An 18,703-nucleotide genomic window follows, 5' to 3' on the forward strand; every position below is an offset into this window, starting at 1 on the left:
CGTACATTGTGTATAATAATAAAGATAGAAAGGGATTAATTATGAATAAAATAATAAAAACAGATGCATATACATTGCATGTAATACCAACAAAAAAATTTAAAAATATATCTATGTCATTAAAGCTATGTGCAAATCTAACAAAAGAGAATGCAACTAAAAGAACGTTACTTTCTTTTATGTTTACAGCAGGTACGAATGAATATCCATCACCTAGAGAGTTTTCTACTTATTTAGAGGGAATGTATGGGGCTAGATTTAGTTCTAGTGTTTCTTCAACTGGAAAAGCACATATTATCAACTTGACTAGTGTAGTGGTTAATGAAAAGTTTTTAATTGAAAAAGAATCACTAACAACGAAACAAGTCGATCTATTTAAAGAAGTATTATTTCATCCTTTTATTAAAAATAATCAATTTGATCAAAAAATATTTGATATGAAGAAAAAAGAATTGAAAGCACGTATACGTGCTAATAAGGATGATAAGTTTACATATAGTTTTGATAAATTATTAGAAAATATGGGAGATAATCATGTTTTAGGTATCTCTTCGAATGGTTATGAAAATGAAATTGATGAAATTGATAATAAGGAATTATATCAATATTTATTATCTTGCTTAAAAAATGATGAAAAATATATATATGTAGTAGGGGATGTTGATGAAAATATTCAAACTATTTTTGAAAATAACTTATTATTTGATAAGCAAATTCAAAATATTGAATCCGCTTATCCTTTTGAAAGCAATAGAGCAGAAGTTTTAGAAATTATTGAAAAGCAAGATATTAAACAAGCAAAATTAAATATGGGATATACAATTGATTGTAGTATTTTAGATAATAAACATTTTGCTTTTACATTATTTAATTCTATCTTTGGAGGATTCTCTCAATCTAAATTATTTAAAGTGGTAAGAGAAAAACATAGTTTATGTTATTATGTTTCTTCAAATTATGATTCTTTTAATGGGGTTATGATTGTTTGTGCAGGTATTGAAGGGGATGATTATTTAAAAACACGTTCTCTAATTGAAGAACAATTAGTATGTATGCAAAAAGGAGAATTTAGTGAAGAGGATATAAATATAGCGAAAATGATGATTAAAAATACGCTTATTAAGTCAAATGATGAACCTGGTAGTATGATTGCTAGTGCTTTTAAACGTGATTTAATTGGTCAAGTAATGGATTCTAATGAGTATTTTGAGAAGATATTAGCGATAACGAAAGATGAAATTATGGAAGCTGCTAATGGTATTAAATTAGATACTGTATTCTTATTAACAGGAGGTAATGAAAATGAATAAAACATATTATCAAAGTTTACAAGAAACGGTTTACCATGAAACAATGGAAAATGGTTTGGAAGTATATTTGATTCAAAAATTAGGATTTGAAAAAACATTTGGTTTATTTAATACTTGTTTTGGATCAGTTGATACTACTTTTGTTCCTTTAGGACAAAGTGAAATGGTGAATGTTGAAGATGGAGTTGCTCATTTTTTAGAACATAAAATGTTTGATATGAATGGTGGAGATGCTTCTGATGAGTTCGCTAAATTAGGGGCTAGTACCAATGCATATACTTCATCTAGTCGAACTGCTTATCAATTTACAGCTACAAGTAATATTAATGAGTGTATTGAATTATTATTAGATTTTGTACAATCATTAGAAATTAGTGAAGAAAGTGTTGAAAAAGAAAAAGGAATTATTACGCAAGAGATACGTATGTACGATGATGATCCTGATTGGCGTGTGTATTTTGGGTCAATTCAAAACTTATATCAACATCATCCAGTAGGCGTAGATATCGCTGGAGATAAGGAAAGTGTTCATCGTACTTCTAAAGAAATGTTAGAAACATGTTATCAAACTTTTTATCATCCTAGTAATATGATGCTTGTTGTTGTTGGTAATATTGAAGTAGAAGCTACGATGGAATTGATTCGTCAAAATCAAGCGAATAAAACATTTGAATTACCTAAACCAATTGTTCGTCATCAAACAATAGAACCAAAAGAAGTGAAATTAGAACGCAGTGAATTGATTATGGATGTTGAATTAAATAAAATCATTTTATCTATTAAAGTAAATGATATTGTAGAAGATACTGTAGCTAAAATTAAAAGAGAGTTAGCTATTAATATATTGTTTGATTTATTGTTTTCTAAGAGCTCTAAAATTTACAATGATTGGTTAGAAGAAGGTATTATCAATAGTAGTTTTTCTGCTAGTTATACTCAAGAAAGAGATTATGCTTTTATCTTAATAGGTGGTGATGTTGATGACTATCAAAAACTAGAAGAAACATTAATGAAGTTTTTAGATGACTTAGTAAATCTAGAAATTCATGAATCTGATTTTTTAAGAATGAAAAGAAAAAACATGGGGATGTTTATTAATATGTATAATTCACCTGAAAGTATTGCGAATATGTTTAGTCGTTATTATTTTGAAGGAGTCCATTCTTTTGAATTAATTGAATTATTAAATACGATTACATTAGAAGATGTGTATAATACAATTCTATTATTTGACAAAAAATACGCAAGTATTTGTATTGTTAAAAGCAAATAAGGGTTTTATAATTGATTAATTCATGCTATAATATTGTAGCTGGGAAGTAATAATTTCCTAACTTTAGATACGGGAATCTGATTTAACTTGTGGTGTTGAAAACCTTTCATAGAATAGGGATCCTAAAACAAAGTTATAGATGCCCACCTGTAATTACCAGGGATAATCTAACTCTTCCTAGCTATTTAAATAAGGAGAAACAAATGAGTCAAATTGATAGTGAACTAATCGCTCGAATTAATGTTCTTGCAAAGAAGAAAAAAGAAGGCACACTTACTAGTGAAGAATCTATAGAACAACAAGAACTACGAGCTATCTATATAAAGGAATTTAGAAAAGGTTTTAAGAGTCAACTAACATCTATTAAAGTTGTTGACCCAGAAGGTAATGATGTAACACCAGAAAAATTAAAACAAGAAAAAGAAAAAAATAAACTTTCATAGTCGTTCAATCAAACATACATAAAATTTTATTCAATTTTGTGCTATGTTTTTTATTTGGTAAGGAGAAAAAAGATGGAAAAAGAACAATTATCTATAGCTGCTATTCGTTCATTAGGAATAGATACAATTAATGCAGCTATGTCAGGACATCCAGGAATGGTTTTGGGTTCTGCCCCTGCGTTATATACGCTATTTACAAAAGAATTAAACATTTATAGTAAGCAAAGTTCATGGTTTAACCGTGATCGTTTTGTTCTTGCTTCAGGGCATGCTTCAGCATTACTATATTCTTTATTACATTTGTCTAATTTTTCTATTTCTATTGAAGATTTAAGACAATTTAGACAATGGGGTTCAGTAACTCCAGGACATCCTGAATGTGATATGACAGATGGTGTTGATGCTTCATCTGGACCTCTTGGTCAAGGTATTCCAATGGCTGTTGGTTTTGCAATGGCAGAAAAGTTTTTAAGTACAAAATATAATAGAGAAAATTTAGAAGTTGTTAATCATTATACGTATGCTCTTTGTGGAGATGGTGATATGCAAGAAGGAGTTACTTATGAAGCTGCTAGTATTGCTGGTCATTTATCATTAGGGAAGTTAATTGTTCTTTATGATGCAAATGATATTACTTTAGATGGTCCCTTATCAATGTCTTCTAGCGAAGATGTTAAAAAAAGATATGAAGCATGTGGATGGCAAGTATTAGTTGTGAGTGATGGTAATGATTATACTGCTATTGCGAAGGCAATAAAAAAAGCGAAGAAAGAATTATTTAAACCTACTTTAATTATAATGAAAACTATAATTGGTTATGGATCAGTAAATCAAGGTACTAATAAAGTCCATGGTAATCCATTAGGTCAAGAAGATGGTAAAAATGCAAAATTATCTTATGGATTTGATTTTCCAGAATTCCATGTTCCAGAAGAAGTTTATGAAGATTTTGAAAAAACTGCAATTCGTCGTGGTAAATCTTCATTTAATAAATGGAAAAGAACATTAAAAGAATATAAAAACAGCTATCCTGAGCTTGCTCAAGAGTTTGAAGCAGCGATGGCAGGCAAATATACATTCGATTTACAAGATTTATATACTAACTATGAAACAGGATATAGTGATGCAACTAGAAATACTTCAAATGAAATAATTCAAGAAATTGCTAAACAAATCCCTACTTTTATGTCAGGATCAGCTGATTTAACGTCATCTACAAAAACTTTTATTAATAATGAAAAAGTATTTAGTGTAGAAAATTATGAAGGCCGTAACTTAGTGTTTGGTATTCGTGAATTTGCTATGATTTCAATCTTAAATGGGATGACATTACATGGAGGAGTTCGTCCTAGTGCCGGTGGATTTATGGTATTTAGTGATTATTTTAAAGGGGCATTACGTATGTCTGCATTGATGCATTTACCGATTATTATACCATTATCTCATGATTCGATAGCAGTAGGGGAAGATGGTCCAACCCATCAACCAGTTGAACAACTAGCGATGTTACGTTCTATTCCGAATGTACAAATTATCCGCCCATGTGATAGTCACGAAACAATTGCTGCTTGGAAGTTAGCGATAGAATCAAAAACTTCACCAACTTGTATATTATTAACAAGACAAAATACAATCACATTAGAGACTACTAATTATGATGGTGTTAGTAAAGGAGCATATATTGTTGGGAAAGAACTTTCACGCATTGATGCAATTATTATTGCTACAGGTAGTGAAGTTAACTTAGCAATGGATGCAAAAGAAGCTTTATTAGCACAAAATATTGATGTTCGTGTTGTATCAATGCCTTGTCAAGAACTATTTGAAAAACAAAGTACTAAATATAAAGAATCTATTTTACCAAACAATATCCGTCGTCGTGTTTCTGTTGAAATGGCAACAGACTTTGGATGGCATAAATATGTTGGTTTAGATGGAAAAGTGATTTCTGTTAGTCAATTTGGAGCATCTGCTGTTGCAAATACAGTAATTGAAAAATATGGATTTACTATTAATAATGTAGTAGAAACTGTAAAAAGCCTCTTTTAAAAGATAAAACTCTTGTTTTATCTTTTTTTCGACATATTTTGTTATGAAAACGAGTTATATTGAAAAAGGGTGATTCGATGAGATATAAAATATACATTATAAAACAAGAAAAGAATGCGATGTTTCAAAAATATCCAGCATTAAAAACTATGCTATCTTGCTTAACTGATACAAATTCTTTTTATAATCAACAAATAGATTTATTACTTGAAAATACAACAGATTTCAATTCATTTTTCTATAGTAACTTCTATCAACGTGATGATTATAAAAAAATACATAATCATCATCAATTAGAAAATCAATTAACGAATGAAATTTCAAAATGCATCGTCCATGAATATTGTCTAGAAATCGAAAGCTGTCAAAAAACAAACTCTTTTATCGAATTGATTTGTCATAAAACACAAAACTATGTTATAATATCATAGAAAGTTAATTATAGGAGGTATCTTATGGATATATTATCAGTAATCTTAGGGATAGTAGTGGGATTAATTATTGGATTTTTCGCAGCTCGTTATTTCTTCAAAAAACAAATGAGAGAAAATCCACCAATCAATGAAAAAATGATTCGTGCTATGTTTATGGAAATGGGTAGAAAACCTAGCGAAGTACAAATCAAACGTATCTTATCATCTGTTAATGCACAATATAAATAAGGGTATACCCTTATTTTTTGTTTATGAAAATATATTTTTGTCGTCATTCCAAAACTATTTGGAATCAAGAGCATCGTTTACAAGGGTGGCAAGATTCACCTTTAACTACTCAAGGAGTGGAAGATGCATATCTATTAAAAGAACGGATGAAAGAGATACAAATTGATTATTGTTATTCTAGTCCCATAGGAAGAGCAAAACAAACAACAAATATTTTATTTGAAGATGATATTATTTATTATGATCATCGTTTAAAAGAAATGAATTTTGGTGATTTTGAAGGAAGATATGTAAAAGATTTATTAAAAGAAGAAACTTATTGGTGTTTATGGAATCAACCAACTTCTGATTTATCTTTACCTAATGGAGAAACTTTTCAAGAAGTAAAAGATAGATTATCTATTTTCTTAGATGATATTTATAAAAAGCATTCAGATAAAACAATATTTATTACTGGTCATGGAATGATGATGATTGTTTTAAGAAGTATGATAGAGAGTTGTCCTATTGAAAACTTACCAGAAATTAATGAGGTATTTAGAGGATGTTCGTTAAGTGAAGTAGATTATGATGGACATACTTTTTGTATCCATTATTTAAATGATAGCAAACATCTATCACCTGATTATCAACAAAAAAATTACGGAAAATAAAAAAAGAGGGAAGCCCTCTTTTTTACATCCAAGTAATTTTTCTTTCTGTTTTATTTTTAATATTGATAAAATTAGATTTATGACGATATATTAATAATAAAACTATCCCCCATGTAGCGATTGTACCAAGCATGCTAAGATTTAATAATGGTGAAAAAATCAATACTGTGCCAGATGCAATACAAGAAGATAATGATACATATTTTGATAATTTTAAAACGATAAAAAAGATAACTAATGACAATACTGCTCCTAGAGGATTAATAGCAAAGAAATAACCAATCGCAGTGGAAACAGCTTTTCCCCCTTTGAATCCTGCAAAAATAGGAAAACAATGACCTATAACACAAGCAAAAGCACATAAATAATAGAAATCTGGAATTAGATTGTAATGAATAACAAAATACTTACAGACAAACATTACTAAAAAAGCTTTACTTGCATCTAAGACGATACAAGCGATACCTGCTGGTTTTCCAAGGACTCTACCAACATTAGATCCTCCTAAATTTCCAGAACCATGTTGACGGACATCTGTTTTATAGAACACTTTTCCTATTACTAAAGCAAAAGGAATAGATCCGTATAAATAACTTAAAATAATTAATAAACATTCTTTCATTTTCATCACCCAAAATCATTATAAAGCATAACTGAAATAATTCAACTAAGCTTTGAAAAAAATTGAATTTTAGGTATAATAATATAGTTGTAGGAGGAATAAACAAATGAAAAAAGTAATTAATTCATATACTGAAGATAATATACAAATATTAGAAGGACTGGATGCAGTTCGTAAAAGACCAGGAATGTATATTGGTTCTACGGATGGTAGAGGATTGCATCATTTGGTTTGGGAAATTGTTGATAATGCAATCGACGAAGCATTAGCTGGATATGGCGATCAAATTAATGTCACTATAAAAAAAGATAATAGTATTGAAGTTACTGACTTTGGACGTGGAATGCCAACTGGGATGCATAAATCTGGAAAAGGTGCTACAGAAGTTATTTTAACTGTATTACATGCAGGTGGTAAATTTTCTGAAGATGGTGGTTATAAAACATCTGGGGGATTACATGGTGTTGGTGCAAGTGTTGTAAATGCATTGTCTTCTTGGTTAGTAGTAACGGTTCATCGTGATGGTAAAATTTACCAACAACGTTTTGAAGATGGTGCTAAAAAGATTTCAAAAATGAAAGAAATTGGAAAAACTACAAAGACAGGTACAACTATTCATTTTTTAGCGAATCCATCTATTTTTTCAGTTACTGAATTTAATTATGGAACTATAAGAGAGAGATTAATGGAAAGTGCATTTCTATTAAATGGTGTTTCTATTGATTTATTTGATGAAAGAAATGATAAATCAGATCATTTTCAATTTGATAAAGGTTTAATTGCCTTTAGTGAATATATCAATGATAATAAAGAAGTTTTACATCCTCCTGTTTTAATTGAAGGAAATAATAATGAATTTGATGTAGAAGTAGCTCTTCAATTTACTAGTGGATACCAAGAAACTATTGTTTCTTTTGTTAACTTAGTTAGAACTGGTGATGGTGGAACACATGAAACAGGTTTTAAATCTGCTTTAACAAAAACATTTAATGAATATGCTAGAAAATATGCTTTGTTAAAAGATAAAGATAAGAACTTAGAAGGAAACGACGTACGTGAAGGACTTTCAGGTATTATTTCTATTAAAATACCTGAAAAATATTTACAATTTGAAGGACAAACAAAATCTAAATTAGGAACTCCTGAAGCAAGAGCGATTGTTGATAATGTTGTTTATGAAAAATTATCGTTTTATTTAGAAGAAAACAAAGCAATTGCTGATAACTTAATTAAAAAGATGATTAAAGCTAGAATGGTGCGAGAAGCAGCTAGAAAAGCTCGAGAATTAGCAAGAAATGGTAAATCAAATAAACAAGAACGTATTTTGAGTGGGAAGTTAGCTCCTGCTCAATCAAAAGATAAAAAGAAAAAAGAATTGTATTTAGTAGAAGGGGATTCAGCTGGTGGTAGTGCAAAACAAGGTCGTGATCGTAAACATCAAGCAATTTTACCTTTAAGAGGGAAAGTTATTAATACTGAAAAAGCGGCTTTAAGTGATGTTTTAAAGAATGAAGAAATATCAACCATGATTCATACAATTGGTGCTGGTGTTGGTAGTGATTTTCAGGTTGAAGATAGTAATTATGGAAAAGTAATTATTATGACCGATGCCGATACAGATGGGGCTCATATTCAAATATTATTACTAACATTCTTTTATCGTTATATGCGTGATTTAATTGTCCAAGGAAAGGTCTTTATAGCCTTGCCTCCGTTATATAAGATTTCTAAAAAAGTTGGTAAAAAGCAACAAATATTATATGCATGGGAAGACCATGAATTAGAAGAAGCAAAAAAAGAATTAGGAAAAGGTTATGCTATTCAACGTTACAAAGGATTAGGAGAAATGAATGCAGACCAATTATGGGATACTACAATGAATCCTGAAACACGTACTTTAATCCAAGTATCGATTGATGATGCTGCCATAGTTGAAAGAAGAGTATCTGTTTTAATGGGTGATAAGGTAGAGCCTAGACGTGAATGGATTGAAGAAAATGTTCAATTTTCTTTAGAAGATACTTATGAAATTGAGGGTAAATAAATGATTGATAAAAAAATAGAAATGTCCCTTGATATTATCATGGGAGATCGATTCGCTAAATACTCAAAATATATTATTCAAGATCGTGCTTTACCAGATGTCAGAGATGGTTTAAAACCAGTTCAAAGAAGAATATTATATTCGATGTTTAAAGAAGGTAACTTACAAAGCAAAGCTTATCGTAAATCAGCAAAAACAGTTGGTAACGTAATTGGTAACTATCACCCACATGGTGATAGTTCCGTATATGATGCAATGGTCCGTATGTCACAAGATTGGAAATATCGTGTCCCCTTAGTTGATATGCAAGGGAATAACGGTTCTATCGATAATGATCCAGCAGCTGCAATGCGTTACACAGAAGCTCGTTTATCAGCGATTAGTGAATTGTTATTAAAAGATATTGACAAAGAAACAGTACTATTTTCATTAAATTTTGATGATACTGAATATGAACCAACTGTTTTACCGGCAGCTTATCCTAACTTATTAGTAAATGGAGCTACTGGTATTTCTGCTGGATATGCTACAGATATACCACCACATAACTTACATGAAGTTATTGATGCAACGATTTGTCGTATTACAAATCCTGATTGTTCATTAGAACAACTAATGGAACATATGAAAGGTCCTGATTTCCCTACCGGTGCGATTGTAGAAGGTAAAGAAGGAATTGAACAAGCATTTAAATATGGGAAAGGGAAAGTAATATTACGTGCTGTTTCTACTATTGAACAAACAAAAACAATGAATAAAATATGTATTAGTGAAATTCCTTATGAAGTAAATAAAGCGGAATTAGTCCGTAAAATTGATGAAATACGTTTTAATAGAAATATTGATGGTATTATTGAAGTTCGTGATGAATCAGATCGAGATGGCTTAATGATTGTTATTGAATTAAAAAAAGAAGTATCGATTGAGAATACTTTAAATTATTTTTATAAAAATACAGACTTACAAAAGAACTATAATTATAATATGGTAGCTATTAAAGATAAAAGACCTAACTTAATGGGATTAAAAGATATTTTAGATGGTTATATCAACCATCAAATTGATGTAATTACAAAAAGCACATTATTTGATTTACAAAAAGCAAATCGTCGTAAACATATTGTAGCTGGGTTAATTAAAGCAATTTCTATCCTTGATGAAGTAGTTGCTTTAATACGTAAATCAAAAGATAAAGGGGATGCTAAAAATAACTTAATTACTAAGTTTGATTTTAGTGAATTACAAGCAGAAGCAATTGTTATGTTACAACTTTATCGTTTAACTAATACAGATATTGTTTCTTTACAAAATGAAGATCATGATTTAGATAAACAAATTGTTTATCTAAATGCTATTTTAGATAGTGATGAAAGATTAAGGGAAGAAATCATTAATCGTTTAACAGCAGTCAAGAATACTTATAAAATACCTCGTTTATCTATTATTAAAGATGAAATCAAAGAGATTAAAATTGATGAAAAAGCAATGATTCTTAGTGAAGATATCAATGTATCCATCACTAGAGATGGATACATTAAAAGAATCTCTAATCGTTCTATTAAAGCTAGTGAAGGTAGTCTAATTGGTAAAAAAGAGGATGATTATTTATTAAAACTAATTCAAATGAATACAGTGGAAAGTTTATTATTGTTTACGAATAAAGGAAATTATTTGTATATTCCTGCCCATAAGATTGAAGAATTTAAATGGAAAGATATAGGTAAACATGTTAGTTATTTAGTTTCTATTGATTCTACTGAAAAAATAATAGAAGCTATTGTTGTTCATGATTTTAGTGCTCCATTTTATATTTTAATGGTTTCTAAATTTGGACAAATAAAACGTACGAAATTAGAAGATTTTGAAGTAACAAGATATTCTAAATCATTAAAATGTTTTGGATTAAAAGAACATGATGAAGTGATTAGTGCTAGTTTAACTAATGGCAATTGTGCTGTGTTATTATCTACATATGCTGGTTATACAGGAATGTATAGTGAACAGGAAGTTTCGATTGTAGGAACTAAAGCAGCTGGTATTAAGGCTTTAAATGTGAAAGATGACCATTTAATTGCAGCAAATACTTTTGATCCTTTTGCTAATTTATCGATTATGTTATTTAGTGAAAATGTGGGTGTCAAACGTTTGAAGTTAGATGATATTCAATTATGTTCTAGACAAGCAAAAGGGATGACGGTCTATAAAAATCCTAAATCGAAAGCAATTCATTTAAAAGATGTTATTGTTTGTCCAATTGATACTTTACTTCAAGTACATACAACAGAGGATGTTTATCGTCTTGTACCTAAAGACTATAGTAATGCATCTTTAGAACAAAAACCTACTTCTATGACTACGAATAAAACAGAAGTAGTTCATTTAGTAACTACTGATATTATTCAAGATACAAAATTAGTAAAGATTGAAACAGTGGCTCCAACAATGAAGAAAAATGAACATGATTCATTTAAAGAAGAAATGGAAAGAACACTGTTTACAATGTTGGATGATTAGTATTTAAAAGATTCATTTTGATTATCTTTTAAATATTCTTTTAATAGCTTTATAAGCGCTCTTTTTTCCAAACGTGATACATAAGACCTAGAAATATTTAGTTCTTTCGCTATTTGTTTTTGGGTGTATACAGTAGTTTGATTTAAACCATAACGCATAGTTATGGTTTTTAGTTCTCGCGTAGTTAATATATGGTAGTATTGTTTTAATTTGTTAATGGAGTCATTTTGTACGATTTGATCTAAGATAGGAATCTGTTTATCTGGAATAAGATCTTCTAATATAATTTCGCTACCATCTTTATCACTACCAATAATTTCATTCATAGAAACATCAAGACTTGTTTTCTTATTTGTTCTAAGATGCATTAATATTTCATTTTCAATACATCTAGCAACATAAGTTGCTAGTTTTGTTTTGTGTTCCGGTTTATAATTATCGACACCTTTAATTAAACCAACAGTACCAATACTTATTAAGTCTTCTTGTAAATCTTTTTTGTTTTCATATTTTTTGGCCACATGTGCTACTAATCGAAGATTTCTTTCAATTAGTATATTTCTTGCATTTTTATCTCCTTGAAAAAGTTTTTCTAAATATTCTTGTTCTTCTAATTTTGATAAAGGCTTTTCAAAGGTTTGTGTTTTAACATAAGAAACAAAAAAGATATTTGATAATAAACTCATAATGGATAAAAACATTTCTTTCACCTCAAATATACTTATGAAAAAATAGTCTAAATATGACTACGATAATAAGTAGTATTATTTTGTTTATACATTTCTTATTTTTAATCATTGTTTAGTTTTTTTTGTGTATATAAATGTTAATCATTCGGACAATGTGTTATAATTTCTTTGGACAAGATTTAAAAATACGGGAAAAGGAATAAAATTTATGGAGAGAAAAAAACGTGTTATTATTGTAGGGATTATTATTGCTGTTATATTTATGATTGGAGCAGGGGTTTATTATGTGACAAATGTTCAAAATTCAAGTCAATCTGATGGTGAATTAAATTTATTACAAGATGAGTTTTATAGTGAATATGGAGAAGCTGTTTCTGTTGTTGCAAGACGTTATCTTGATTCTACTGATGCAACAGTGATGGCAAATGCAGTGATGAGTGTGGATATTGAAAACCAAGAGGATCAAGATTATCCTGCGATGGGAAGTTATTTAGCAACGATCACATATGATCAAGAACAAGTGTCTTTTTATATTCATGTTGTCGATACAATTCCACCAGTTTTTGATGAAACAGAAAATCAAATAATAACTGCTGGATCAGCAATGTCAGAAGATGATTTTATAGCTTTATTTAATGCAACAGATTTAACAGAGGTTTCAATGACTGTTAATATGACTGATTTTGATGAACAAATTAATGGAGATTATACTATTGTTGCAACTGCTTATGATAGTTCTAATAATGAAGCTTCTTATTCAATAAATGTTACAGTAACAGGGAATACAACGAATCAAGATGATGCTCATGATGAATCAGATAATGATAGTTCATCAAGTGATTCAAGTAGTGATCAAAATAGTTCATCAACTACCGACTACACAGCTAATATGTCAGCTCCTGAAATATCATATGATGCCATTGCATTAATCAATGATGAAAGAGCGAAACTGGGATTAGATAGTTTAGAATATAGTAGCACATTAGGTGACTTAGCTATTATCCGTGCTAATGAGATTCAAACAGTTTATAACAACGATATGGCGAGTGTATATCGTAATAGTGGGGAATATGGCTATTTTGCAGAAATGCTCTCTAAGCATTCAAAAACTGCTCAATATACTGCATCTGAGGTAGTAACTGATTGGTTAGCTTCCGAATCGGAATATAAAAAATTAATGGATGTAGATTTAAAAGCTACTGGAATTGCAGTTGCTTATATGAATAATCGTTGGGTTGCTTTAGTTTCATATGATCATTAATTAGAACAGGAATACAACCTGTTCTTTATTTTTTAAAAATATCTAAAATTGCACAGTATTTCGTGCAATTTCTAGTAATATAGTGTAAAATATCAAGATAGTGAAGAGTAAAGGAGACCAACTATGATTTTTCAAGAGAAAAATGATAAAAAATTAAATTTCTTTTGAATCATAAAAAAGAGCGCACTAAAAAAGGTGGAATAAGCTATTTTTAAAAAATTATTCTAAGATGAATTTTTCATCAGGATTATTTAAGACAAAGTAAATATAGTTTACTAGTTTCTTTGAACAATGCCCTAAGGCATTGTAATGAGATTTTCCTTCACTGCGTTTCTTTAAATAGTAAGTGTTCATAGTTGTTGAATTTTTTGCCACATTATGAGCTGCCCATATCAGTGCATAACGTAGTGTAGCATTTCCTCTTTTAGACATACGTGTTCTCTTTGCATTAAAATTACCAGACTGTCTTATGATTGGATCTAATCCTGCATAAGCTAGTACTTTACAAGGACTATCAAATCGGTCTATACTAATGATAGCAGATAAGATGTAAGCACCTTGAATATAGCCCATACCAGGGATATTCAATATAGCACTGTCTATTTCTTTCATCATTTCAATGATGTTTGCTTCTACATCTTCTATCTGCGATTCTAGAAGTTCGATTTGGAGTATGATATTTTTAATTCTAAAAGAGATTGCGTTTGAATGAAAGCCAACGCTATTTTTACTTAACGATTTAAGGTCTTTGATACGTTCGAGGTTGAAGCCTTTACTGTTTTTAGAAATTAACTTTGTCAAAGCCTCATTTCGAACTTCTTTTATTTCCTTAGCTGTAGCGTATCGTTTTAGTAAATTATGGGCTGCATTCGTCTTTAAATTGCCTTTAAAGAAGGATTTAAGCTCTGGGAACACACGATCTAGCTCTGCAGTTAGTTGTATGTATAGTTTTGTCTTTTGTTTAGTAAGACGAACTCTTTCATCACAATATACACGTAAGTCAGAAACAAGAAAGTCTTGACCTTGTGAATTGTTGTACTGATAAGAAAGAAGTTGAGCAATGGACATAGCATCAATTTTATCCGTCTTAGCATTACGAACTGATAAACCACGAAACTGTTTTGAAATGATGGGATTAATAAGCTCACAGTGGTATCCAAGAGTAGAAAGATAAGAATGTAAGTTTTGATGGTAATGAGCAGTAGATTCAAAACCAATTAGAATATCTTCTTTATCAATAGAAGATATTTTGGAAAGTAATAAATGAAACCCTTCTTTTGAATTATCAAAAGGAAAAGGTTGGTGAATCACCTCACCATGAGTTGTGATAACACAAGCATAATGCGTTGTTTTGGCAATATCAATGCCTACGTAATAAGTCATAAAAATAGACCACCTTTCTAGAACCTTGTCTATCCATGGCAGTCTATATCTATATCCTTGCGTGACATAAAAGCATTAACGCTTATCCAACTATAAATTAAAAATATAGAGCCATGGTATTAGTCTCCTTTAAATGGACGAAAGCCATAGTAAAAATCAAAACATAGGTTCTATATCCATTATAACAAATATAAGAAAGGAGCGTATGAAATTAGTGAAACAAGGATCATTAATATCATACAAGAATATATGACTCAAGAATTAAAATGTTTTGGATGTGGTGCAATCATTCAAAGTGAAAATGAAAATAAGATAGGATTTGTACCAAAAAACGCAACTAACAATGAACATGTTTTATGTCGTCGTTGTTTTCGAATGAAAAACTATCATGAGCTTCAACAAACATCTTTAACTAGTGATGACTTTTTAAATATATTACAAACAATTGGTCAACAAGATTGTTTAGTTGTTTATTTAATTGATGTATTTGATTTTAATGGAAGTTTAATTCAAGGCTTAACACGACATGTTAATAATAATGATATATTAGTTATTGGTAATAAAAGAGATATTCTACCTAAATCTTTAAAAGATAGAAAAATTGAACATTGGATTCGTCGTCAATTAAAAGAACATAATGTTAAACCGGTAGATGTTTTATTAACAAGTGGTATAAAAAATTATAATTTAGATGCACTTATGGAAAGTATTCATACTTATCGTAAAAATAGGAATGTCTATGTAGTAGGTGTCACAAATGTTGGAAAATCATCAATGATTAATGCACTATTAACACACTATACCAAAGATAATACACATTTAATTACAACTAGTGAATTCCCAGGGACAACCCTTGATTTAATTGAAATACCATTAGATGAAACAACTTCCTTATATGATTCACCGGGTATTATTAATGTTCATCAAATGGCTCATTTAGTAAAGCCAGAGCATTTGAAAACGATTGTTCCTAAAACAGAACTTAGACCAAAAGGGTTTCAGCTATCTAGTCAACAAACTTTATACTTTGGAGGACTTGCGAGAATGGACTTTGTAAAAGGAGATAAATCTTCATTTACTTGTTATTTTCCACGACATTTAAATATAAGTCGTTGTAAACTAGAAAATGCGGATAAATCATATTTAACAAATCATATGTTAGAACCTAAAATTGAAGAAATTGAAACAACAGTTCAAATGGAAAGCCATGACTTCACATTAGGGAAACATAAATCTGATATTGTTATCTCTGGTTTAGGATTTATTAGTGTTGAATCAAATAATGCTAAAATAACAATTAAAGCTCCTAAAGGAGTAGGTGTATTCTTACGAGAAGCACTAATATAGAAAGGATATATATGTTAACAGGAAAACAAAAAAGATATTTAAGAGCTCAAGCTCATAATTTAAATGCTATTTTCCAAATTGGAAAAGAAGGGGTGCATCAAAATCAAATCAAAGGAATTATGACAGCCCTAGAAAACAAAGAACTAATTAAAATTAAAATTTTAGAATCATGTGCACAGTCTAAAAATGAAGTAGCCTTAGAAATAAGTATGCAAACAAAAGCAGATGTAGTTCAAATTTTAGGAAGAACCATTGTTTTATACAAACCAAGTCCAGAGAAAATTATTAAATTACCTTAATGAAAATTGGTATCTTAGGTGGATCATTTGATCCAATTCACTTAGGTCATATCGATTTAATTACATATGCAAAATCAGCGTTACAATTAGATCGAATATTACTTATTCCTACTGGCAATAACCCTTGGAAAGAGGGGAGTTATGCAACGGATGAACAACGTTTAACAATGCTTCATATTGCGACTCGGAAAGATAGTGATATTATCATTGAAACAATGGAATTAGAAGATAATGAAACAAAGAATTATACTATAAACACATTAGAAAAATTACAAAATAAATACAAAGATGATACTCTTTATTTAATAATGGGTATGGATCATGTTGAAAAGTTTCACTTATGGAAAAAAGCATCAAAAATTAGTGAATTAGTAAATTTAGTAGCCTTCCATCGAGGGGGATATCAAACATATCATGAAAATCTTGATAAATATCATTTTATCTTATTAGATAAACCAGCTCTTGAAATCTCAAGTAGTGCTATTCGAAATGGTGACACTAACTCTTTAGATAAAAAAGTTCGTAGCTATATTTTTAATAATGGAATTTATTTGGATACCGTGATTGCTAGTAAAATGTCTAAAAAAAGATATGAACATAGTGCATCAATGACAAATATAGCAGTGAAAATTGCTGAAAACAACAATGTTGATACAACAAAAACATATGTTGCAGCTATGTTTCATGATATTGCAAAAGAATTAGATAAAACAGAAGCAAAGAAATTAATGAAAAAGCATTATCCTGAATATCTAGAAAAAGCACCTGTTTTATACCATCAATGGTTAGGGGCTTATCTAGCAAAAAAACAGTATGGTATAAAGGATAAAGAAATTTTAGAAGCTATTTGTAGTCATACAACTGGTAGTACGACAATGTCTAAGTTAGCTAAATGTATTTATGTAGCTGATAAATATGATCCTTATCGTGGTTATGACTCAAGCAAGGAAATAGCTTTATGTATTAGTGATATTGATGCAGGATTTAGACAATGCTTGATTGATTTTTATGAATATTCTAAAAAAGAGAATAGACCAATTGATCAATCATTTTATGAAATATATAAAATATATGTAACTAAAGGAGAAGAGAATGAATAAAGTAGAATTAATAGTAAAAGCATTAGATGAAAAAATGGCAGATAATATTGAAGTATTGGATATGCAATTAGCTAGTCCTATCTTTGATACTTTTATTATATGTACAGCAAGTAATGAAAGATTAATGCAAGCAATACGTGATAACGTACAAGATAAATTAGAAGAGAATGGTATTTTTGTTAAGAAAATTGAAGGTATGAAAAACAGTAAATGGATTTTAATGGATTATGCTGATGTTATTGTACATATTTTTGAAACAGAAGAAAGAAAAGCTTATAATTTAGAAAAATTATGGGCAGATATGCCTAGAGTAAATATTGAAGGAATGATTGACTAATATGGCTTATGAGAAATTTGCGTATTATTATGATAGCTTAATGGATGAATCTTTTTATGATGATTATTATACATTTATAAAAGAAAATGCTAAATATAACTCTATTTTGGAACTTGCTTGTGGAACTGGAGAATTAGCGATCCGTTTTAGCAAGGATAACAAAGAAATTTATGCAACGGATATTTCTAAAGATATTTTAGAAGTAGCAAGAATAAAAGCAAATCATGAAAACGTAAATCTCTTACTTGCTAGAATTGATATGGTTGATTTTAAAATCGACAGACCTGTTGATTTGGTTTTATGTTCGTGTGATTCCATTAATTATGTCCTAAATACAAAAGATGTTACTCAAGTTTTTAAAAATGCTTATCAATCATTAAAATATAATGGTCATTTTATTTTTGATGTAAATAGTATGCACAAAATGAATGTTACATTAAATAATTATGTGGAGCATAATGAAGATGAAGATTTTGTTTTTGATTGGAAAGTATCTTCTATTGGAATAGGCAAAGTGAAACATGAAATTTATATTGAAGATAAGATTGAAAATGAGAAGGTTAGTGAAACTCATATTCAACAAAGTTATGATGTTGATAAGTATGTTAAGTTATTAAACAAGGCTGGGTTTAAGGATATTGAATTATTTAGTGATTTTGGAAAATATAAAGAGGAATGTCAAAGAGTGATCTTTGTATGTAAGAAAGGAAGATAATA

At 29.4% G+C, this 18,703-nt stretch carries 18 protein-coding genes; 15 read left to right on the forward strand and 3 right to left on the reverse strand.

From position 1 onward, the window contains the following. The first annotated feature begins 41 nt into the window (after nt 1-41). From yfmF to LRR82_RS04575, 7 genes are all read left to right on the forward strand, one after another. A complete protein-coding gene (gene yfmF, locus LRR82_RS04545) occupies nt 42-1,310 on the forward strand; it encodes an EF-P 5-aminopentanol modification-associated protein YfmF (RefSeq protein WP_249030344.1) in 1,269 nt (422 codons plus the stop codon). After that, complete coding sequence (gene yfmH, locus LRR82_RS04550; protein ID WP_249030345.1) at nt 1,303-2,583, forward strand: EF-P 5-aminopentanol modification-associated protein YfmH; 1,281 nt, start codon at nt 1,303-1,305, stop codon at nt 2,581-2,583. The genes yfmF and yfmH overlap by 8 nt, the downstream gene beginning before the upstream one ends. Before the next feature lie 203 nt (nt 2,584-2,786). Further along, nucleotides 2,787-3,026 (forward strand): DUF896 domain-containing protein, encoded by a 240-nt coding sequence (locus tag LRR82_RS04555; RefSeq protein WP_249030346.1) that lies wholly within the window; start codon nt 2,787-2,789, stop codon nt 3,024-3,026. A gap of 72 nt (nt 3,027-3,098) precedes the next feature. Further along, nucleotides 3,099-5,075, forward strand: coding sequence for a transketolase (tkt, locus tag LRR82_RS04560; protein ID WP_249030347.1), 1,977 nt, complete (start codon nt 3,099-3,101; stop codon nt 5,073-5,075). Nucleotides 5,076-5,152: 77 nt separating this feature from the next. Then, nucleotides 5,153-5,506 carry a hypothetical protein gene (locus LRR82_RS04565; protein ID WP_249030348.1) on the forward strand — a complete coding sequence of 118 codons (354 nt, stop codon included), beginning with the start codon at nt 5,153-5,155 and terminating at the stop codon, nt 5,504-5,506. A gap of 24 nt (nt 5,507-5,530) precedes the next feature. After that, nucleotides 5,531-5,737 (forward strand): YneF family protein, encoded by a 207-nt coding sequence (locus LRR82_RS04570; protein ID WP_249030349.1) that lies wholly within the window; start codon nt 5,531-5,533, stop codon nt 5,735-5,737. 23 nt (nt 5,738-5,760) lie between these two features. Beyond that, on the forward strand, nt 5,761-6,390 hold the full coding sequence (locus tag LRR82_RS04575) for a histidine phosphatase family protein (protein ID WP_249030579.1): 630 nt from the start codon (nt 5,761-5,763) through the stop codon (nt 6,388-6,390). Between the two features lie 22 nt (nt 6,391-6,412). Here the strand turns inward: LRR82_RS04575 and plsY are convergent, their stop codons facing one another. Further along, a complete protein-coding gene (plsY, locus tag LRR82_RS04580; protein ID WP_249030350.1) occupies nt 6,413-7,012 on the reverse strand; it encodes a glycerol-3-phosphate 1-O-acyltransferase PlsY in 600 nt (199 codons plus the stop codon). A gap of 106 nt (nt 7,013-7,118) precedes the next feature. Between plsY and parE the strand changes: the two genes are divergently transcribed. After that, the gene (gene parE, locus LRR82_RS04585) at nt 7,119-9,056 is read left to right on the forward strand and encodes a DNA topoisomerase IV subunit B (RefSeq protein WP_249030351.1); all 1,938 of its coding nucleotides are present in this window, start codon (nt 7,119-7,121) and stop codon (nt 9,054-9,056) included. Then, nucleotides 9,057-11,570 carry a DNA topoisomerase IV subunit A gene (parC, locus tag LRR82_RS04590; RefSeq protein ID WP_249030352.1) on the forward strand — a complete coding sequence of 838 codons (2,514 nt, stop codon included), beginning with the start codon at nt 9,057-9,059 and terminating at the stop codon, nt 11,568-11,570. It begins immediately after the preceding gene. On the opposite strand, the gene sigK is transcribed toward parC, so the two are convergent. Next, complete coding sequence (sigK, locus tag LRR82_RS04595) at nt 11,567-12,271, reverse strand: RNA polymerase sporulation sigma factor SigK (protein WP_249030353.1); 705 nt, start codon at nt 12,269-12,271, stop codon at nt 11,567-11,569. The genes parC and sigK overlap by 4 nt on opposite strands. Nucleotides 12,272-12,467: 196 nt before the next feature. Here sigK and LRR82_RS04600 point away from each other — a divergent pair, with 196 nt between their 5' ends. Continuing rightward, on the forward strand, nt 12,468-13,520 hold the full coding sequence (locus tag LRR82_RS04600; protein ID WP_249030354.1) for a CAP domain-containing protein: 1,053 nt from the start codon (nt 12,468-12,470) through the stop codon (nt 13,518-13,520). A gap of 219 nt (nt 13,521-13,739) precedes the next feature. Here LRR82_RS04600 and LRR82_RS04605 read toward each other — a convergent pair whose 3' ends face one another. Continuing rightward, entirely contained in the window at nt 13,740-14,903 is a 1,164-nt protein-coding gene (locus tag LRR82_RS04605) for an IS110 family RNA-guided transposase (RefSeq protein ID WP_249028595.1), read from the reverse strand. 249 nt (nt 14,904-15,152) lie between these two features. Here LRR82_RS04605 and yqeH point away from each other — a divergent pair, with 249 nt between their 5' ends. Genes yqeH through LRR82_RS04630 form a run of 5 tightly spaced genes read left to right on the forward strand, consistent with a single transcriptional unit; the run spans nt 15,153 to nt 18,701 of the window. Continuing rightward, nucleotides 15,153-16,250, forward strand: coding sequence for a ribosome biogenesis GTPase YqeH (gene yqeH / locus LRR82_RS04610; protein ID WP_249030355.1), 1,098 nt, complete (start codon nt 15,153-15,155; stop codon nt 16,248-16,250). 11 nt (nt 16,251-16,261) lie between these two features. After that, nucleotides 16,262-16,549 (forward strand): ribosome assembly RNA-binding protein YhbY, encoded by a 288-nt coding sequence (yhbY, locus tag LRR82_RS04615; protein ID WP_249030356.1) that lies wholly within the window; start codon nt 16,262-16,264, stop codon nt 16,547-16,549. Continuing rightward, a complete protein-coding gene (locus tag LRR82_RS04620; protein ID WP_249030357.1) occupies nt 16,549-17,649 on the forward strand; it encodes a nicotinate-nucleotide adenylyltransferase in 1,101 nt (366 codons plus the stop codon). The genes yhbY and LRR82_RS04620 overlap by 1 nt, the downstream gene beginning before the upstream one ends. Further along, on the forward strand, nt 17,642-17,986 hold the full coding sequence (gene rsfS, locus LRR82_RS04625; RefSeq protein WP_249030358.1) for a ribosome silencing factor: 345 nt from the start codon (nt 17,642-17,644) through the stop codon (nt 17,984-17,986). Before LRR82_RS04620 ends, rsfS begins: the two co-directional genes overlap by 8 nt. Before the next feature lies 1 nt (nt 17,987). After that, nucleotides 17,988-18,701 (forward strand): class I SAM-dependent DNA methyltransferase, encoded by a 714-nt coding sequence (locus LRR82_RS04630; protein ID WP_249030359.1) that lies wholly within the window; start codon nt 17,988-17,990, stop codon nt 18,699-18,701. The last annotated feature ends 2 nt before the right edge of the window (nt 18,702-18,703 follow it).

Source organism: Tannockella kyphosi (assembly GCF_021054785.1).
GTDB classification, from domain to species: Bacteria; Bacillota_I; Bacilli_A; order Erysipelotrichales; family Coprobacillaceae; genus Tannockella; species Tannockella kyphosi.